General features: G+C 61.7%; 12 protein-coding genes. 2 read left to right on the plus strand and 10 right to left on the minus strand.

Annotated features, from left to right (window positions below; genetic code table 11):
• Positions 1 to 365: 365 nt before the first annotated feature.
• From lnt to alaS, 5 genes are all read right to left on the minus strand, one after another.
• Positions 366 to 1,991 (minus strand): apolipoprotein N-acyltransferase, encoded by a 1,626-nt coding sequence (gene lnt / locus VIW95_RS17330; RefSeq protein ID WP_331588898.1) that lies wholly within the window; start codon positions 1,989 to 1,991, stop codon positions 366 to 368.
• A 2-nt stretch (positions 1,992 to 1,993) separates the two neighbouring features.
• Positions 1,994 to 2,548: a hypothetical protein gene (locus VIW95_RS17335; RefSeq protein WP_331588900.1), complete on the minus strand. Its 555-nt coding sequence runs from the start codon at positions 2,546 to 2,548 to the stop codon at positions 1,994 to 1,996.
• On the minus strand, positions 2,545 to 3,039 hold the full coding sequence (gene ybeY, locus VIW95_RS17340) for an rRNA maturation RNase YbeY (RefSeq protein ID WP_331588902.1): 495 nt from the start codon (positions 3,037 to 3,039) through the stop codon (positions 2,545 to 2,547). Before ybeY ends, VIW95_RS17335 begins: the two co-directional genes overlap by 4 nt.
• A gap of 5 nt (positions 3,040 to 3,044) precedes the next feature.
• On the minus strand, positions 3,045 to 4,007 hold the full coding sequence (locus tag VIW95_RS17345) for a PhoH family protein (protein WP_331588904.1): 963 nt from the start codon (positions 4,005 to 4,007) through the stop codon (positions 3,045 to 3,047).
• Positions 4,008 to 4,179: 172 nt separating this feature from the next.
• Positions 4,180 to 6,840 (minus strand): alanine--tRNA ligase, encoded by a 2,661-nt coding sequence (gene alaS, locus VIW95_RS17350; protein WP_331588906.1) that lies wholly within the window; start codon positions 6,838 to 6,840, stop codon positions 4,180 to 4,182.
• Positions 6,841 to 7,207: 367 nt separating this feature from the next.
• Between alaS and VIW95_RS17355 the strand changes: the two genes are divergently transcribed.
• A complete protein-coding gene (locus VIW95_RS17355) occupies positions 7,208 to 8,188 on the plus strand; it encodes a DUF445 family protein (RefSeq protein ID WP_331588908.1) in 981 nt (326 codons plus the stop codon).
• Positions 8,189 to 8,253: 65 nt separating this feature from the next.
• On the opposite strand, the gene recA is transcribed toward VIW95_RS17355, so the two are convergent.
• The 4 genes from recA to VIW95_RS17375 all read right to left on the minus strand — a co-directional run bounded on the left by recA (position 8,254) and on the right by VIW95_RS17375 (position 11,788).
• Entirely contained in the window at positions 8,254 to 9,324 is a 1,071-nt protein-coding gene (recA, locus tag VIW95_RS17360; protein ID WP_331588909.1) for a recombinase RecA, read from the minus strand.
• 180 nt (positions 9,325 to 9,504) lie between these two features.
• Positions 9,505 to 10,146 carry an RNA 2',3'-cyclic phosphodiesterase gene (thpR, locus tag VIW95_RS17365; protein WP_331588911.1) on the minus strand — a complete coding sequence of 214 codons (642 nt, stop codon included), beginning with the start codon at positions 10,144 to 10,146 and terminating at the stop codon, positions 9,505 to 9,507.
• A 16-nt stretch (positions 10,147 to 10,162) separates the two neighbouring features.
• Entirely contained in the window at positions 10,163 to 10,804 is a 642-nt protein-coding gene (locus tag VIW95_RS17370) for a 2-hydroxychromene-2-carboxylate isomerase (protein WP_331588913.1), read from the minus strand.
• A 48-nt stretch (positions 10,805 to 10,852) separates the two neighbouring features.
• Positions 10,853 to 11,788 (minus strand): DUF3108 domain-containing protein, encoded by a 936-nt coding sequence (locus VIW95_RS17375; protein ID WP_331588915.1) that lies wholly within the window; start codon positions 11,786 to 11,788, stop codon positions 10,853 to 10,855.
• A gap of 87 nt (positions 11,789 to 11,875) precedes the next feature.
• Between VIW95_RS17375 and VIW95_RS17380 the strand changes: the two genes are divergently transcribed.
• A complete protein-coding gene (locus VIW95_RS17380) occupies positions 11,876 to 12,664 on the plus strand; it encodes a HEAT repeat domain-containing protein (protein ID WP_331588917.1) in 789 nt (262 codons plus the stop codon).
• 50 nt (positions 12,665 to 12,714) lie between these two features.
• Here VIW95_RS17380 and VIW95_RS17385 read toward each other — a convergent pair whose 3' ends face one another.
• Positions 12,715 to 14,346, minus strand: a complete 1,632-nt coding sequence (locus tag VIW95_RS17385; protein ID WP_331588919.1) for an N-acyl-D-amino-acid deacylase family protein — start codon at positions 14,344 to 14,346, stop codon at positions 12,715 to 12,717.
• Positions 14,347 to 14,457: the final 111 nt, after the last annotated feature.

Below are 14,457 nucleotides of genomic sequence, written 5' to 3' on the forward strand. Positions count from 1 at the left end.
GGTCTCACGCGCCGCTTCGGAATCCTCGCCGCCTTCCTCTTCGGCCATCTGCAGGAACACGCGCGCCTCGTCGAGCTTGTCGCGCAGCATCCTGTAGCCTGCGAGCTGGGCGCGAATCTGTTCCTGCTCCTTGAGCGAGGCCTGCGCGGTTTCCTGCCGGTCCCAGAAACCGGGCTTGGCGGATTGTTCGACGAGTTGGTTCTGGCGGACGGTCAGTGCGGGGACGTCAAAGACGCCTCCCGAGCTTTTCGGCGCGGTCGTCGAACTCGGAAAGCTGCTGTCTCATGTCGCTGAGCATCGGAAGTCACACCTCACGCCGGCATCGGCCGGCGACGCGAGTATTATGTCACGAAGCGGCGCGGGGATTAATGGGGTCGGCCGTTGGCTGGAACTCGCCGTGATTTGACCGGTTCGACTTCGAGCGTCGCAGTCTGCGGCCATCGCCACGCCATGATGAGTCCAATCAGCGTCAGCACGAAGCAAATCTCGGCGAACAGATCGCCGACCATCGTGTAGAGCGTCCGAACCGGCCGCCACGATACGTCCACGATTTCGTTGTCGCGTTTGAAAAGCGGCGTGCGATATGTGATTCGTCCCGACGGCTCGATCAGCGCGCTAAACCCCGTATTCGCCACCCGCACCATCGGGACTTTCGTCTCGACCGAGCGCAGCGCCGCCATCGCGAGCACCTGGTATGGCGCCGAACTCTCGCCGTACCACGCGTCGTTGGTGATGTTCACGAGCACGTCGGCGCCCTTATCTACCTCGCGCCGCGTAAGGTCCGGGAAAATACTTTCGTAGCAGATCAAAATTCCGAGCTTGGCGCCTTTGAGGTCGAACAGCGTCTGATCCTTGCCGGGAATCAAATCGCCGAAACCCTCGACGATCCGGTTGACGAAGAAGCCGAGAATCGCGCGCGCAGGAACATACTCGCCGAACGGCACCAGCTCGATCTTGTCGTAGTGCGCATCCACTTCACCCTGGCCGTTGGCCGAGACCAGGTACGCGCGATTGTAAAATCCAAGGCGCCCGTCAGCGCGCGCCAGCGCCGGTGCGCCGAACAGTATCGGCGCGCGCTGGGTCTTCGCGAGCGTCAGTAGCGCGGTGCGATACTCAGCGTCGCTCGCGAGTTCCGCGGGATATTGATCGTCAGGCTGGAACAGGAACACCGCTGCCGCCTCGGGCCAGACGATCAAATCGGCGCCGCGCTTCGCCGCGTCCGCAGTTTCCTCCTGGTAAATTCCGTAACTCTGCGGCAGAAACTTCGGATCCCACTTGAGCGATTGCGGGATATTTCCCTGCACCATCGCGACCTTGAACTTTCCCACGCTCGGCGCGTTTTTCAGATTGTTGATTCGCCACGCGCCGAACGCGACCAGCGCGAGCATCATCGCGGTCAACGCGCTCAGGCTGACAGCCTGCAGACGATGACCGCCGCGGCGGAAAATCACGACGTACACGACAGCGTTGAAGAACACGATCAGCGCGGAAACGCCGTAAACGCCGGTGAATTCGGCAAATTGGATCAATTCCAAATTGTGGTACGCCGTGTAGCCGAGCAGATTCCACGGGAAACCGACCGGGAACCAGGTGCGAATCCATTCGACCGCCGTCCACGCCACCGGCATCGTGAGCACGGCTGGGATTCGCGTCCGCCGCGCGACGAATTCACCCGCCCAAATCGCCACCGCCGTGTTGAACGCGACGATTCCCGCCAGCGCCAGCATCGGAAAGATCGCGTAGCGCATGTGCACGTCCGCGAAGTCGTGCAGCGGAATCGGAATCCAGTAGAGCTGCACGACATATGACGCGAAGCCTTGCAGATAGGCCCACCAGAAAACGCGCCGCAGGCTTTCGCCTTCGATCAAGTAGAACAGCGGCACCAACGCGATCCACGCCAGCAGTCCGTGGTCGAATTTCGGAAATGCCAGCCCCATCGCGAGGCCGCTGGCTACGGCGAGCGCCGCGCGGGTTGCGTTGTTCGACGACATCGTCAGGCGGGGGAGCCAAACATCTCGGCAAGAGGAATCACGCCGGCGCAGGGCGGCCGGCCGTCGAAGCGATCGAAGATCTCGTCCACGTCCTTCCAGGTTTCGACCAGCGCGGCCGCAATCGGTGGCTCGACCGCGAGACTACCGGCGACACGCCACTCGCGTTCGAAGCTCCAATCCACGGGCGGGTCCTTGGCAATCTCGAGCGACACGACGCGCCAACTCTCTTCGGGCGCGAGAAGTTTTTCCGCCTCATGCCACGGTAAGTAGATGACTGGACGCGCACCCATCGTAAAAGCATACCGTTTGTCGACGGCGATCCCGAACGGTTCATAGCGGCGGCGATTGCGCCGGTCGAGGATGGTACGCAGTTCAGGAATCGGTACGTCGAACATGCAGACCGCCGGCTGTGCGCCGCGGATCATCCGGCTGCCGCCGCGAATCACGCCATCCTTGAGAATTCCAACGAGGTTGTCCAGCGCAGTAGCGGTGGTCGAGGCGCGCGTGAAATGAGTCAGCATCGCGACCGCGGGAATCTTCGCGGGCTCGCGTTTCATAGTGCGACTTTTGGGCGAGTGACGTGTCGTGCGGCGATCTTCGCCGCCAGCGTTCGCTCGCGCGCGAACATCCGCCGCGCGTCGGTTGCCGAGCGTTCGTGATCGTAGCCGAGCAGATGCAGAAATCCATGAATCAACAGCCGGCGGAGTCGCGACGCGGGGCTCACGCGATATTCGCGCGCCTGACGGAGGGCGGTGTCGATCGAAATCACCACGTCGCCGACCGGTAGGCCAGGACTATTTTTCACGCTGCGAGGTTCGGGCGGCGCGGCGCCAGCTTGTTCGATTTGCGAGAAGGAGAGGACGTCGGTGGGCCTGTCGATTCCGCGAAAGTCGCGATTGAGCCGGCGCATCGCGCGATCGGAAGTGAGCGTGAGCGACAACTCGCACTCGGCAAGGCCCGCCGCGCGCATGAGGCGGTCGGCGTCGGCGCGCAGACCGCGTGCGTAGCCACGTCCGCGCGCCGTCGCGCATCGGAACTCGACCGCCACGCGATTCAATCCCGATGGTTGCCGTCAGTTGGGGTTGGGGGCGTCGGCGCCGGTCCGTCGACGAACGATTCGTACGCCTTGATGATCGATTGCACCAGTCGATGGCGAACGACATCGCGATCGTTGAACCTGACGAACGAAATCCCGGGAGTGTTGCCGAGCACGATGCTCGCTTCTTTCAATCCCGACAGCTTGCCGCTGGGCAAATCGATTTGCGTGACGTCGCCGGTGATCACGGCCTTGGAGTTGTAGCCGAGCCGCGTCAGGAACATCTTCATTTGCTCGGAGGTGGTGTTCTGCGCTTCGTCGAGAATGATGAACGAGTCGTTGAGCGTGCGGCCGCGCATGAACGCGAGCGGCGCGACCTCGATCGTCCCGCGCTCGAGCATCCGGCGCGCGCGATCGAAATCCACCATGTCGTGCAGCGCGTCGTAGAGCGGGCGCAGGTACGGATTCACCTTCTCGGCGAGGTCGCCCGGGAGGAAGCCGAGCTTCTCGCCCGCTTCAACCGCCGGCCGGCACAGCACCATCCGCGTCACCTGATTTTTCATTAGAGCGGCGAGCGCCATCGCCATCGCCAGGTAGGTCTTGCCGGTGCCGGCGGGGCCGATACCGAAAACGATATCGTGACTGCGAATCGAGTCGATATAAACTTTCTGATTGATGCTCTTGGGCGAGATGACGCGCTTGTTGGCCGAGACGTAGATCGTGTCGAGAAAAATATCTTTGAGCTCGGCGTTGCGGTCGCCGCGAATAATTCGAATCGCGTACTCGACGTCGCTCGGATAGATCGGGTAGCCGTGCTTCAGCAGATCGTAGATCTCGCCGATCACCTTGCCGGCGAGCGCCTGCTCGGCGTGCGCGCCAGAAATTCTGAGCGACGTGCCGGTCACGCCAATCCGCACGCCCAGCGCCGCTTCGACCGTGCGCACGTGCGCGTCATGCTGACCGAGCAAATCGGCAAACAAACGCGGATCGTCGAAATGGAGTTCGAGCGAGTCTTCAGTCGCTAACTGGGAAATTGCCGGGGCCTCTTGAGGTACTGCTTTCGTGTCTGTCGCCCGCCGGCCATCAGTCGTTCAATCACCGGCGAAGCTAATCGTAGTCATTTCGACGGGCGTATGAAAGTGGTTGCGAAAGCTACGACAGCAGCGTCGCGACTTTGGCCAGGGCTTCGTCGAGTTTCGAGGGGTCGCGGCCGCCGGCTTGCGCTAGGTCGGGGCGGCCGCCGCCGGTGCCGCCGACGATTGGCGCGATATTCTTGATGATGTCGCCGGCTTTGATTTTCGACGTCAGGTCGGGAGTTACTGCTACCAGCAGCGCGACTTTTCCGTCGCCGAGATCGGAGCCGAGTGCGACCACCACGGAGCCGTGCTTTTGACGCATCCGATCGGCTATCTCGCGCATCGTGCGCGGATCGACGCCGTCGAGCCTGCGCGTCACGACTTTGACGCCGCCGACCTCGTGGACTTTTTCTTCGTCTGGCGCGGCGCTGGCGCCTGAGGCGAGCTTCTGTTCCATCGCGCGCAGCTTTTTCTCCAGCTCTTTTTCGCGCGCGAGCAGCTTTTCCAGGCGCTCGACTGCGGCGCCGTCGCGCGCGCCGAGCTGCGTGCCGATCTCCTCGAGAATTTTTTCGCGCTTGCGAATTGTTTCGAGCGCGCCTTGTCCGGTCACCGCCTCGATTCGCCGCACGCCTGCCGCGACTCCCGATTCTGCTTCGAGTTTGAAAATGCCGACGTCGCCGGTGCGCGAGATGTGCGTGCCGCCGCATAGCTCGACCGAAAAATCGCCCATCCTGACGACGCGCACGCGGTCGCCATACTTGTCGCCGAAGAATGCGAGCGCGCCCGCCTTGATCGCGTCGTCGTAGGCCATGTCCTCGACGGTCGCTTCGGCGTTCTCGCGGATGCGTGCGTTGATTTCTTCCTCGATTGTCGAGAGCGCGTCCTCTTTGACGGGACCTTGATGAGCGAAATCGAAGCGCAGCTTGTCGGGATCGACCAGCGATCCCGCCTGATGCACGGAATTGCCGAGCACGTCGCGCAGCGCGTAGTGGAGGATGTGCGTCGCGGAATGATTCAGCACGGCAGCGTCGCGCCTGAGGCGATCGATCTTGAGTATGACGCGCGCGCCACGCGCGAAGTCGGCGGCGTTGCCGCGAAGAATCCGCCCGACGTGAACGATTGAGCCTTCGGCCTTGCGCGTGTCTGACACTTCCAGAATCGCGCCCGAAGCAGTCTCGATCACGCCGCGGTCTCCCACCTGGCCGCCGCCTTCGGGATAGAATGGCGTCTCCGCGACGACTAGCGCGACGTGATCGCCGTCCTTGCCCCCCGCCGCGAGCACTTCAGACTCGCCTTCGTAGGTGTGATAGCCGACGAATCGCGACGCCGTGCCTGCGCCGAAACTGATCTCCGCCGCGACCGCGTCATCTTTGCGCGCGGCGCGTCCGCGCTCTTTCTGCTCGTCCATCAGGCGGTTGAAGCCGGCTACATCGACGTCAATCGAATGATTGCGCAGCACGTCCTCGGTCAGATCGACTGGAAACCCGTACGTGTCGTACAGCTTGAACGCCAGCTCACCAGGCAGCGTGTGACCGCCGCTCTTCTTGATTCGCGCGAGTTCGGTGTCGATCAGCTCCAACCCGCGATCGAGCGTGTCGCCAAAGCGCGATTCCTCCTGCGTGATCACTTCGGCAGTCTTCGCGGCCGCCTTCTTGATCTCCGGATACGCGTCGCCCATCGCCTCGACGACGCCAGCATGCGCCGCCGCGAGAAACGGACGGTGGATTCCAAGGTAACGCCCGTGACGCGCGGCACGCCGAATGATCCGCCGCAGGACATACTCGCGATCGCTGTTGCCGGGCGTGATGCCGTCCGCGATGAGAAAGGTCATGGTCCGCGCATGATCCGCGATCGCGCGATAAGACACATCGGCTTCCTCGTTTTTGCCGTATGGGCGGCCGTTACCGACCTCCTTTGCGACTATCTCAATTTTCTTGATGATTGTCTGGAACAGATCGATCTCGTAGTTGCCGAGGATTTTGCCGGTCTCGATCGATTGCATCGCAGCCGTCACGCGTTCCAGGCCGGTACCCGTATCGACGTGCTTCTTCGCCAGCGGATTGAGCTTGCCTGACGAGTCGCGGTTGTACTGGATAAAAACGAGATTGCCCATCTCGATGAATCGCTCGCATCCATCGACGTTCACGAAACACTTCTGTCCCGGATGATTTTTCTCGGGACTACATGCTGCCTCGCCACGGTCGATGCTGATTTCCGAACAGGGGCCGCATGGCCCCGTCTCGCCCATCTCCCAGAAATTCTCCTTGTCGCCGAATTGCAGAATCCGCTCTGGCGGAAGCACTCCGAGCTTCAGCCAGATGTCCTCGGCTTCCTTGTCGTCCTTGTGAACGGTCGCGTAAAGGAGTTTCGGATCGATTTCCCAGACCTTGGTGATGAGCTCCCAATGCCATCGAATCGCTTCTTCCTTGTAGTAGTCGCCGAACGACCAGTTGCCGAGCATCTCGAAAAACGTGTGATGGTAGGTGTCGCGGCCGACCGCCTCGAGATCGTTGTGCTTGCCCGAAATGCGCAGGCATTTTTGCACGTCCGCGACGCGCACGTGCGGCGGCGTGCGCACGCCAAGGAAATAATCCTTGAATTGCACCATCCCGGCGTTGACGAAGAGCAGGGTGGGGTCGCCCCTGGGAATCAGCGAAGCCGACGGGACGATCGTATGACCGCGCTCGGCGAAAAAATCGAGAAACGATTGGCGGATTTTTGCGGTAGTCCAGCGCATGTGGCTCAGATTGTAGCTGGGGAAGGGTAAATCACTCAATTGAATGCGGGGCTCCGCGCCCCGCGCCCCGCGCCCGCGGCAGGGGTGACCCCTGCACCCGGTACTAATCGCAAAATGGCGCGGACGCCATTTTGCTCTCAGGTTCTTTTTTGGGGATAGTGCGGCGGGAATTTACCTCGCCCATCGGGAGAGGTCGTGTGGCGACACTTGTGTCGCGCGCGGGTGAGGGCGCGCGCATCGAGCGCAGTGCCGGCGCCCTCACCTGTGCCGGAGGCGCGTCCTCTCCCGGGGGAGAGGTAACAGAGAAGCAGCGATCGGACTGCACTGCCCGGTTGGCCCGACGCGATGCGTCGGACAGACTGGATCTATGGATATCAGTATCAACGCGCCTAGCCGCACCCGCGAGCCATTCTCCTTCGCCAATTTTTTTCTCATGCACAAGGGCGATCTGACGCTCGCTTTTTCGTTCTTCATCTACCTCGTCAGCCTGGCCGCGCTGATGTTCACCCACTTCAAGACGTCGTCGGAGATTGCGGTCTCGATGGCGGAGGCGGCGTTGATCGGCGGGCTCTGCGACTATATAGCGCTCAAGATGATCTTCGAGCGGCGATGGTACCTGCCGAACTCGGGCGTGCTGCCGCGCAATCGCGCCAAGCTGATCGACGGAATCGCCGCGACTATTGAGAACGAGTGGCTGACGCCGCAGATGATCGGGCGCAAGCTCAGCGACATGAATCTCGTCGGGCGGCTTGGCACGTATCTGCAGGAGCTGAAGCTGAACGACATACTGGGGCAGGCGGGACTCGAGCGGATACTCACAAATGCGATCGACTATCTGGAGTCGCCCGAGAAACGCGATCGCCTCGAGAAAGTTCTAAAGCGGATGCTGCCGAAGACGGTCACGCGAATCTACGCGGTGATGAACCGGCTGGGCGCGCAATCGATCGGCGCGCGGGTCGCGGCTAACTTGCGCAAACGGCTGCCCGAGCTGCAGAACGATCCCGAGCTGCGCGATACGATCGAAAGCGCGATTCACGAGTTCGGAATTCAGCTTCACGATCCCGACAGTTACGCGAATCAATTCGCGCAGCGATTGATCGACAACATGGTGCGCAGGACGGTGGAATCGAGTCGCGGGCAGATCACGTTGATGGTGCGCGAGAATCTCGCGCGGCTGTCGGACGACCAGATCCGGATACAGATTGAGTCGAAGACGCGCACCCATCTGGACTGGATTCGCGTCAACGGCGGCCTGTTCGGCGCGTTCTTCGGGCTGATATTCGCGCTATCGCGGATACTGTCGCACAACGGGCCGGCGATACTCGCGCATTTCCACATCGCGATGTGAAACCCCTCCGTGGGTTTCACACTTCCCTGGGCAGGGGTAACCCCTGCACCTTGGAACTAAATCAGCTAGCCTTTTTTCTTTGACGTCGGCGCGGGCGCTTCCTCGGGCTCCTCGACGGCCGCTTCCGGGGGCAGCGCGACTGTTTTGGCTGCCAGCTTTTCACGCACCTTGGCTTCGATCTCTTCGGCCAGCTTCGGGTTTGCCTTGAGCAGGTCGCGCGCGTTCTCGCGGCCCTGGCCGATTCGCTCGCCGCCGTACGAGTACCACGCGCCGAGCTTCTCGATGATGTTGTGTTCGCTGGCCATATCCACCAGCTCGCCTTCCTTGGAAATGCCGGTGCCGTACAGGATGTCGAATTCAGCCTCGCGGAAGGGAGGCGCGACCTTGTTCTTCACCACTTTGACCTTGGTGCGCGAGCCTATCACTTCGGTCGCGTTCTTGATTGTGCCGATTCGCCGAATGTCGATGCGCACCGACGAGTAAAACTTCAGCGCGTTGCCGCCGGTGGTCGTTTCCGGGTTACCGAACATCACGCCAATCTTCATCCGGATCTGATTGATGAAGATAACGATGGTGCGCGAGCGCGAGATGATCGACGTCAGCTTGCGCAACGCCTGCGACATCAGGCGGGCCTGCAAGCCCATCTGGGGCTCGCCCATCTCTCCTTCGATTTCCGCGCGCGGGACGAGGGCCGCCACCGAATCGATCACCAGCACGTCGATCGCGCCCGATTGCACGAGCGTCTCGGTGATCTCCAGCGCCTGCTCGCCGTTGTCGGGCTGCGAGATGAGCAGGTCTTCGACCTTGACCCCGAGCTTGCGCGCGTAGGCGGCGTCGAGCGCGTGTTCGGCGTCGATAAAGGCGCACGTCCCGCCCATCTTCTGCGCCTCCGCGATACATTCGAGCGCCAGGGTGGTCTTGCCAGATGATTCAGGACCGTAGATTTCGACCACGCGCCCGCGCGGCAATCCGCCCACGCCGAGTGCGACGTCGAGTCCGAGCGAGCCGGTCGGCACGACCGCGATATCGGCGGAGATCGCCTGCTCGCCGAGCTTCATGATCGAGCCCTTGCCGAACTGTTTCTCGATTTGGCTGAGCGCCAGGTCGAGCGCCTTACTTTTTATCTCTATCGCCATCGTTTTTATCCATACGGAACTTGTCTATTGCGTTGCGAATCTTGCCATAAACTCGCGTCGATAGCTCTATCCACGCGATGGCTCGTGTCCACAGGGGTGTTGAGAAGACGCCACGTCTGTTACCAAGAGAACAAAAAGACGGCAGTCTGCTGACTCGATGTTAACGCAAAGCGGCAGCGGTTAACGTGACTGGAACAAAAACGTCGCGAGCGCTTCGTAGCTGGCGCCGTCGGGGCCGAGATGGCTGCGGTAGAGTGTAAGCGATTCGATTTTCGAGACGCCAAACTCGCGGTCCCGCACCGCATCCAGCGCCTCGCGGGTTTTGTCCGTAGTCGCCCGATCGCCGACGCGGCCGATCGTCAGGTGGCCGCTCCAGCGGCGCTTTTCGCGCTCGAATCCGTACTCAGCCGCGACCGTCTCCAACCGCGCCGCAAGGGCCGCGAGCGCGCCCGATTCGATGCTGTGCAATCCCACCCAAATCGCGCGCGGATGCTCGAGATCGGGAAAAGCCCCGACGCCTATCGCGGCGACCTCGAATGGCGGTGTCCTGGTCGCAAGCTGACGGAGGCCGCCGGTGAGCTGCTGCAAGCGATGCGAATCCACTGCCGAGCCAAGAAACTTGAGGGTGATATGAAGGTTCGCGCGCGGCACCCATCGGACACCGTCGTGCGGATGCCTCAGCTGGTCGATGGTCTTCGCGACCGACTCCTCGACCTGCTCGTTCATCCGCACCGCGACGAACGCGCGCACTCCTTTGGCTTCGCGATTCCCGAGGTCATCGCGCAAATCCGTTCGTGTCTGACCTTCAGCCCAATGCGTCATTGGATCCCGATTGAAATCAGGTTGAGTTGCCCGCGCCCTGGTCCAGGGCCCCGCCGACGCCGACCGCCAGCTCGTGCTCGACCAGTGGCAGGCGGTCGTTGCCGAAGAACATCGAGCCCTCGACGAACATCGTCGGCGAGCCAAAACCGCCGCGCGCTATCAGCTCCTCGACGTTCTCGCGCAGCCGCGCTTTGTATTCGTTGGACGCGATCTTGGTGAAAAATTCTTTTTCGTCGAGGCCGACTTCCCTCACGATTTCGCGCATCACGTCGTCTTTGCTGATGTCCTTGTCGTCCGTCCAATAACTCTCGAACACGCGCCTGGAGTAGCGCGAGATCACGCGATGCTCATCGGCGACCAACGCCCCGCGCATCGCCTTGACCGAGTTGACCGGGAACACAGTAGGGCTGCCGATCTTGATACCGTAAAATTTCGCCCAGTCGCGCAGGTCCTTCACGTAATATTTCGCCTTGACCGGAACCGGGTTGGCGCGGCTCTCGTACACCGAAGGGTTGACCGTGTTGAACAGCCCGCCGACGAGAATCGGGCGCCAAATCAATTCCGCATCGTGTCGCAGCGCGACGTCCTCGATCCTGGTGAACGCAAGGTAAGTCCACGGACTCGAGCAGTCGTAGAAAAATTCGAGCTTCTTCGGCATCGTCTCATCCCCCCGCTAGTATTGTAGCTCAGTCCACCGGCGGAGCCATCAGTTCTGCGCACTCTCGACGCCGCCTTTGCCATCGATCTTGATGAGGTCCGCTCGCACGTAACCGATGTACGCCTGCGCCTGAATCCGCAACGGGAGATGGCGCTCGTCGGCCGAGATCCACAACACGGTATTGCGCGCCTCGCTGCGAATCTGGCCGTCGCTGACGTACCAGACGTCGGGCACGATTTTCCACGCGTCGAAGTCGCCGAGGTCGAGGTGAATCTTCTCGCGCTTATCGACGACGAACGCGAAGACGTAGCGCTGGCTGCCGCTGAACACGTCGAACGCGTAGGTCTTGCCCGGCGCGAAAGTCTGCGTCAGCGCCATCGTCGCGCCCGAAATAGGTCCCCACGGATCCGACGCGATGTACTCCTTGCTCTGCGTGCCCTTATGATTTTTTTTGGTCATCGTGACCAGTTGCGCCGGCCGATTGATCGCCACGTCGTAATAGTTGAGCCGCGATTTTTCGTTCTGGACCAGGTACACACCGCTGGTGTGGAGCGTGTCGGCGGCCATGCTCTCCTTCATGTAGTCGCGCATCTTGTAGAATAGATCCGCAAACGGGTTAGTCTCGATCCAGATTTCGCCGAGCCATCGCTGGGGATCCTTGTCCTGCTGTTTGTGGAACTCGAGCCGCGCCTGCGCGGCGGGAATCCCGACCCACGACGCCTGGTAGATCAACTGTTCGCCGTCGTGAAATGGAATCGGCCCCGGTGTGTAGGCCGGCACCTTGGCCTTGATGTCGGGCGGGAGCGCCATGGGAGTCGGCGCGGGCGTGGGCAGATGACGATGCTTGTGGGGATGCGCCGGTTGAGCAGCGGCGTCTGGCGGATCGGAAGCCGATGCGCCCAAAGCGAGCCTAGGCGACGCTGCTGCGCTCACAGCGAGCATGAACGCGGCGACCACAACGCTCGCGAGTGCATCGCGGCGCATGTTCTCCCATCCGGCCCCTGCGCCGCGATTCCTTGCAATGCCTGTCATGATCGCCAATAATTCTGGCCGATTGCGGAGGTGTGGGAAATGACTATCACGCGAAATTTATTTGTTGCTATCTCGCTTGGTGTCGCGCTGGCCATTCCCAGGCTTGCCCTTGCGCAGTATGGCGGACAGGGATTGGGCAGCGCGCTCAGTTCCAACCCGATGTCGCATCAGGGCCAGGTGAAGCCCGGCGTTGACGATATGCAAGGTAACGCGGCCACGGAAACGCCGTTCAAAATCATCAAAGACGTAAAGCTCGGGCTCAAGGACGCCGATCCCAACGTGCGGGTTACCGAACTCGAGCGACTCCGCTTTCTCCAGGATCCCGAAGTCAATCAGATCCTGACCAACTCGATGTCCGACCCCGACGTACGCGTCAAGATAAAGTCGATCGACCTTTTGGGGGCGCGTGAATCGAACGACGCGGTGACGCCGATGTCGACGATGCTGTTCCTGCGCTCCACCGAGCCGATCGTCAAGCTGCATCTGGTGGCGGCGCTCGGCAGGATCGGCGATGCGCAGGGCACGTTGCCCGTGATGCAGTATCTTGGCGAAGATCAGGATGAGCGCGGTCGCGGCACTGCGGTCTTCGCGCTCGGCGAAATCGGAAGCGACAAAGCGACGCCGCTGCTCAACGCGGTGGTTGCGCAGGATCAAAGCCCGATGGTCCGGCGGCTGGCAAAGGAAGCGCTACAAAAGATCAGCGGAGAGATGCCGACCGAACGCGCCAAGACGGTCGCAGACGCCTCGACCAAAGCGAACCAGCCGACCGATCAGAAACTCGCCAAGCTGCGCGAGATGAGCAAAAAGATGGAAGACCAGGAGCGCTGACCGCGCGCTCTCCGTGATTGTCCCCTTCCCTCAAAGGAAGGGATTAGGGGTTAGGTTTCTCTTCCGATCCACTCGCCGGCCATCACGCCGTCGCCGCACCACTTGCCGGCCGCAACCACGGCGGTGCCATTGACCATCACGTGCTCGATTCCTGTTGGCGCTGTGGTCGGCGTTCTCGAATCCGCGGCGCATCCGATCGTTTCAGGATTGAAGATGACCAAGTCGGCCGCGTATCCCGGACGCACCAAGCCGCGCGCGCCGAGGCGCATCCGCTTCGCCGCCATCCCGGTCGCCTTGTGAACCGCGTCCTCCAGCGTCAGCAGGTTCATCTCGCGCACGTAGTGCCCGAGGATTCGCGGGTAAGTGCCGAAGCTCGCGGGATTGTGATGCCCGTGCGAGGTCAGAATCGTATCCATCTCGAACAGGTTCAGCGGATGCTTCATCGCTTCCTGCAGCGCATGCTCGTCGCCGAAGTCGTCGCCGCTGTATAGATGATTGAGCACGCGGGCGCGCGTTCCGCTCTCGCGTGTAACAGTCAGGTACGCATCGATCGGATCGAGTTTGAGCTCATCGGCAATCTGGCCGAAGAACTTGCCCTCGAGATGACTGAGTTCGGGCTTGACCGCCCACATGAGCTGAACCGAGTCAGCGATGAACGTCTTGAGCGGCTGGAATCCGTCGCACAGTTTTGCCCATCCGTCCGATGAATCGAGCAGACCTTCGAGCCCGGTCTGCGCCCACGCCGGAAAAATCACACGAATCGTCGTGTTGCCGCAGGTGTACGGGAAAGTGTCGAACGCGATGTCAACGCCGTCGTTCTTGTGACGCTCGATTTCGGCAATCGTGTCGTCAACGGTCTTCCAGGTGCGGCGGCCGACGAAAATCAGATGCGAGACTTGCAGCGGCACGCCCGCCTCGCGCGCGACGTTGGCCATCTCGCGCACGGCCAGGATGTTGTGCGGAATTCTGCTGTCGAAGAACAGCGAGCGCTCCGAGTATGCGCGCAGATGCGAGGTCAGCACTCCGTTCGCCGCCGCGGCCACGCGGGCCAGCGCAGCCAGTTCGGCCGGCTTCGCGATCATCCCGGGAAAATAGCCGAGCCCGCACGACAGCCCGACCGCGCCATCGGCCATCGCGCGCTCGACCATCGCTTGCATCGCGCGCAACTGCTCGGCAGACGGCTCGCCCGCATCCGAGCCCATCACGCTCAGGCGAATACTGCCGTGTCCCGCGAGATGCGCGACGTTGAGCGCTAGCCCCTGGCGCTTCAGATGCGCGGCGAAGCCCGCCACGTCGTCCCATTCCCAGTCGAACTTCCGCTCGGCGCACAGCCGACCCGACTCGTCGAGCATCCGCTGACGCTCGCGCCTCACCGGCGCGACCGAGAATCCGCAATTGCCGCCGACGAATGTAGTCGCGCCTTGCAGCAAAAATGGTTTCAGGATTTGCCCGTGATCGGCAATCGGCAGGACCCAGTCGGAATGCGAATGCAAATCGATAAAGCCCGGCGCGATCGCGAGGCCGGAAGCATCGATCTCTCGCGCTGCTGACGCGCTAGCGGAATCGCCCGGATCGATCAGCGCTGCGACCTTACGATCTTTGATCGCGACGTCGGCCTTGAAGCGCGGCGCGCCGCTGCCGTCGACGACGACGCCATTGCGAACGACTACGTCATATTCCATGCACGCGATTATTCGCGAGTCGCAACACTCAGCGCAAACGCGCGCTTGATTTCTCTTGCTCCCAGAATTCGCACCGCGCTCCTACGCGCGCTTGCGCATCTTTCACAGCAT

This window comes from Binatus sp. (SeqCode) (assembly GCF_036522015.1).
Lineage (GTDB): Bacteria > Desulfobacterota > Binatia > Binatales > Binataceae > Binatus.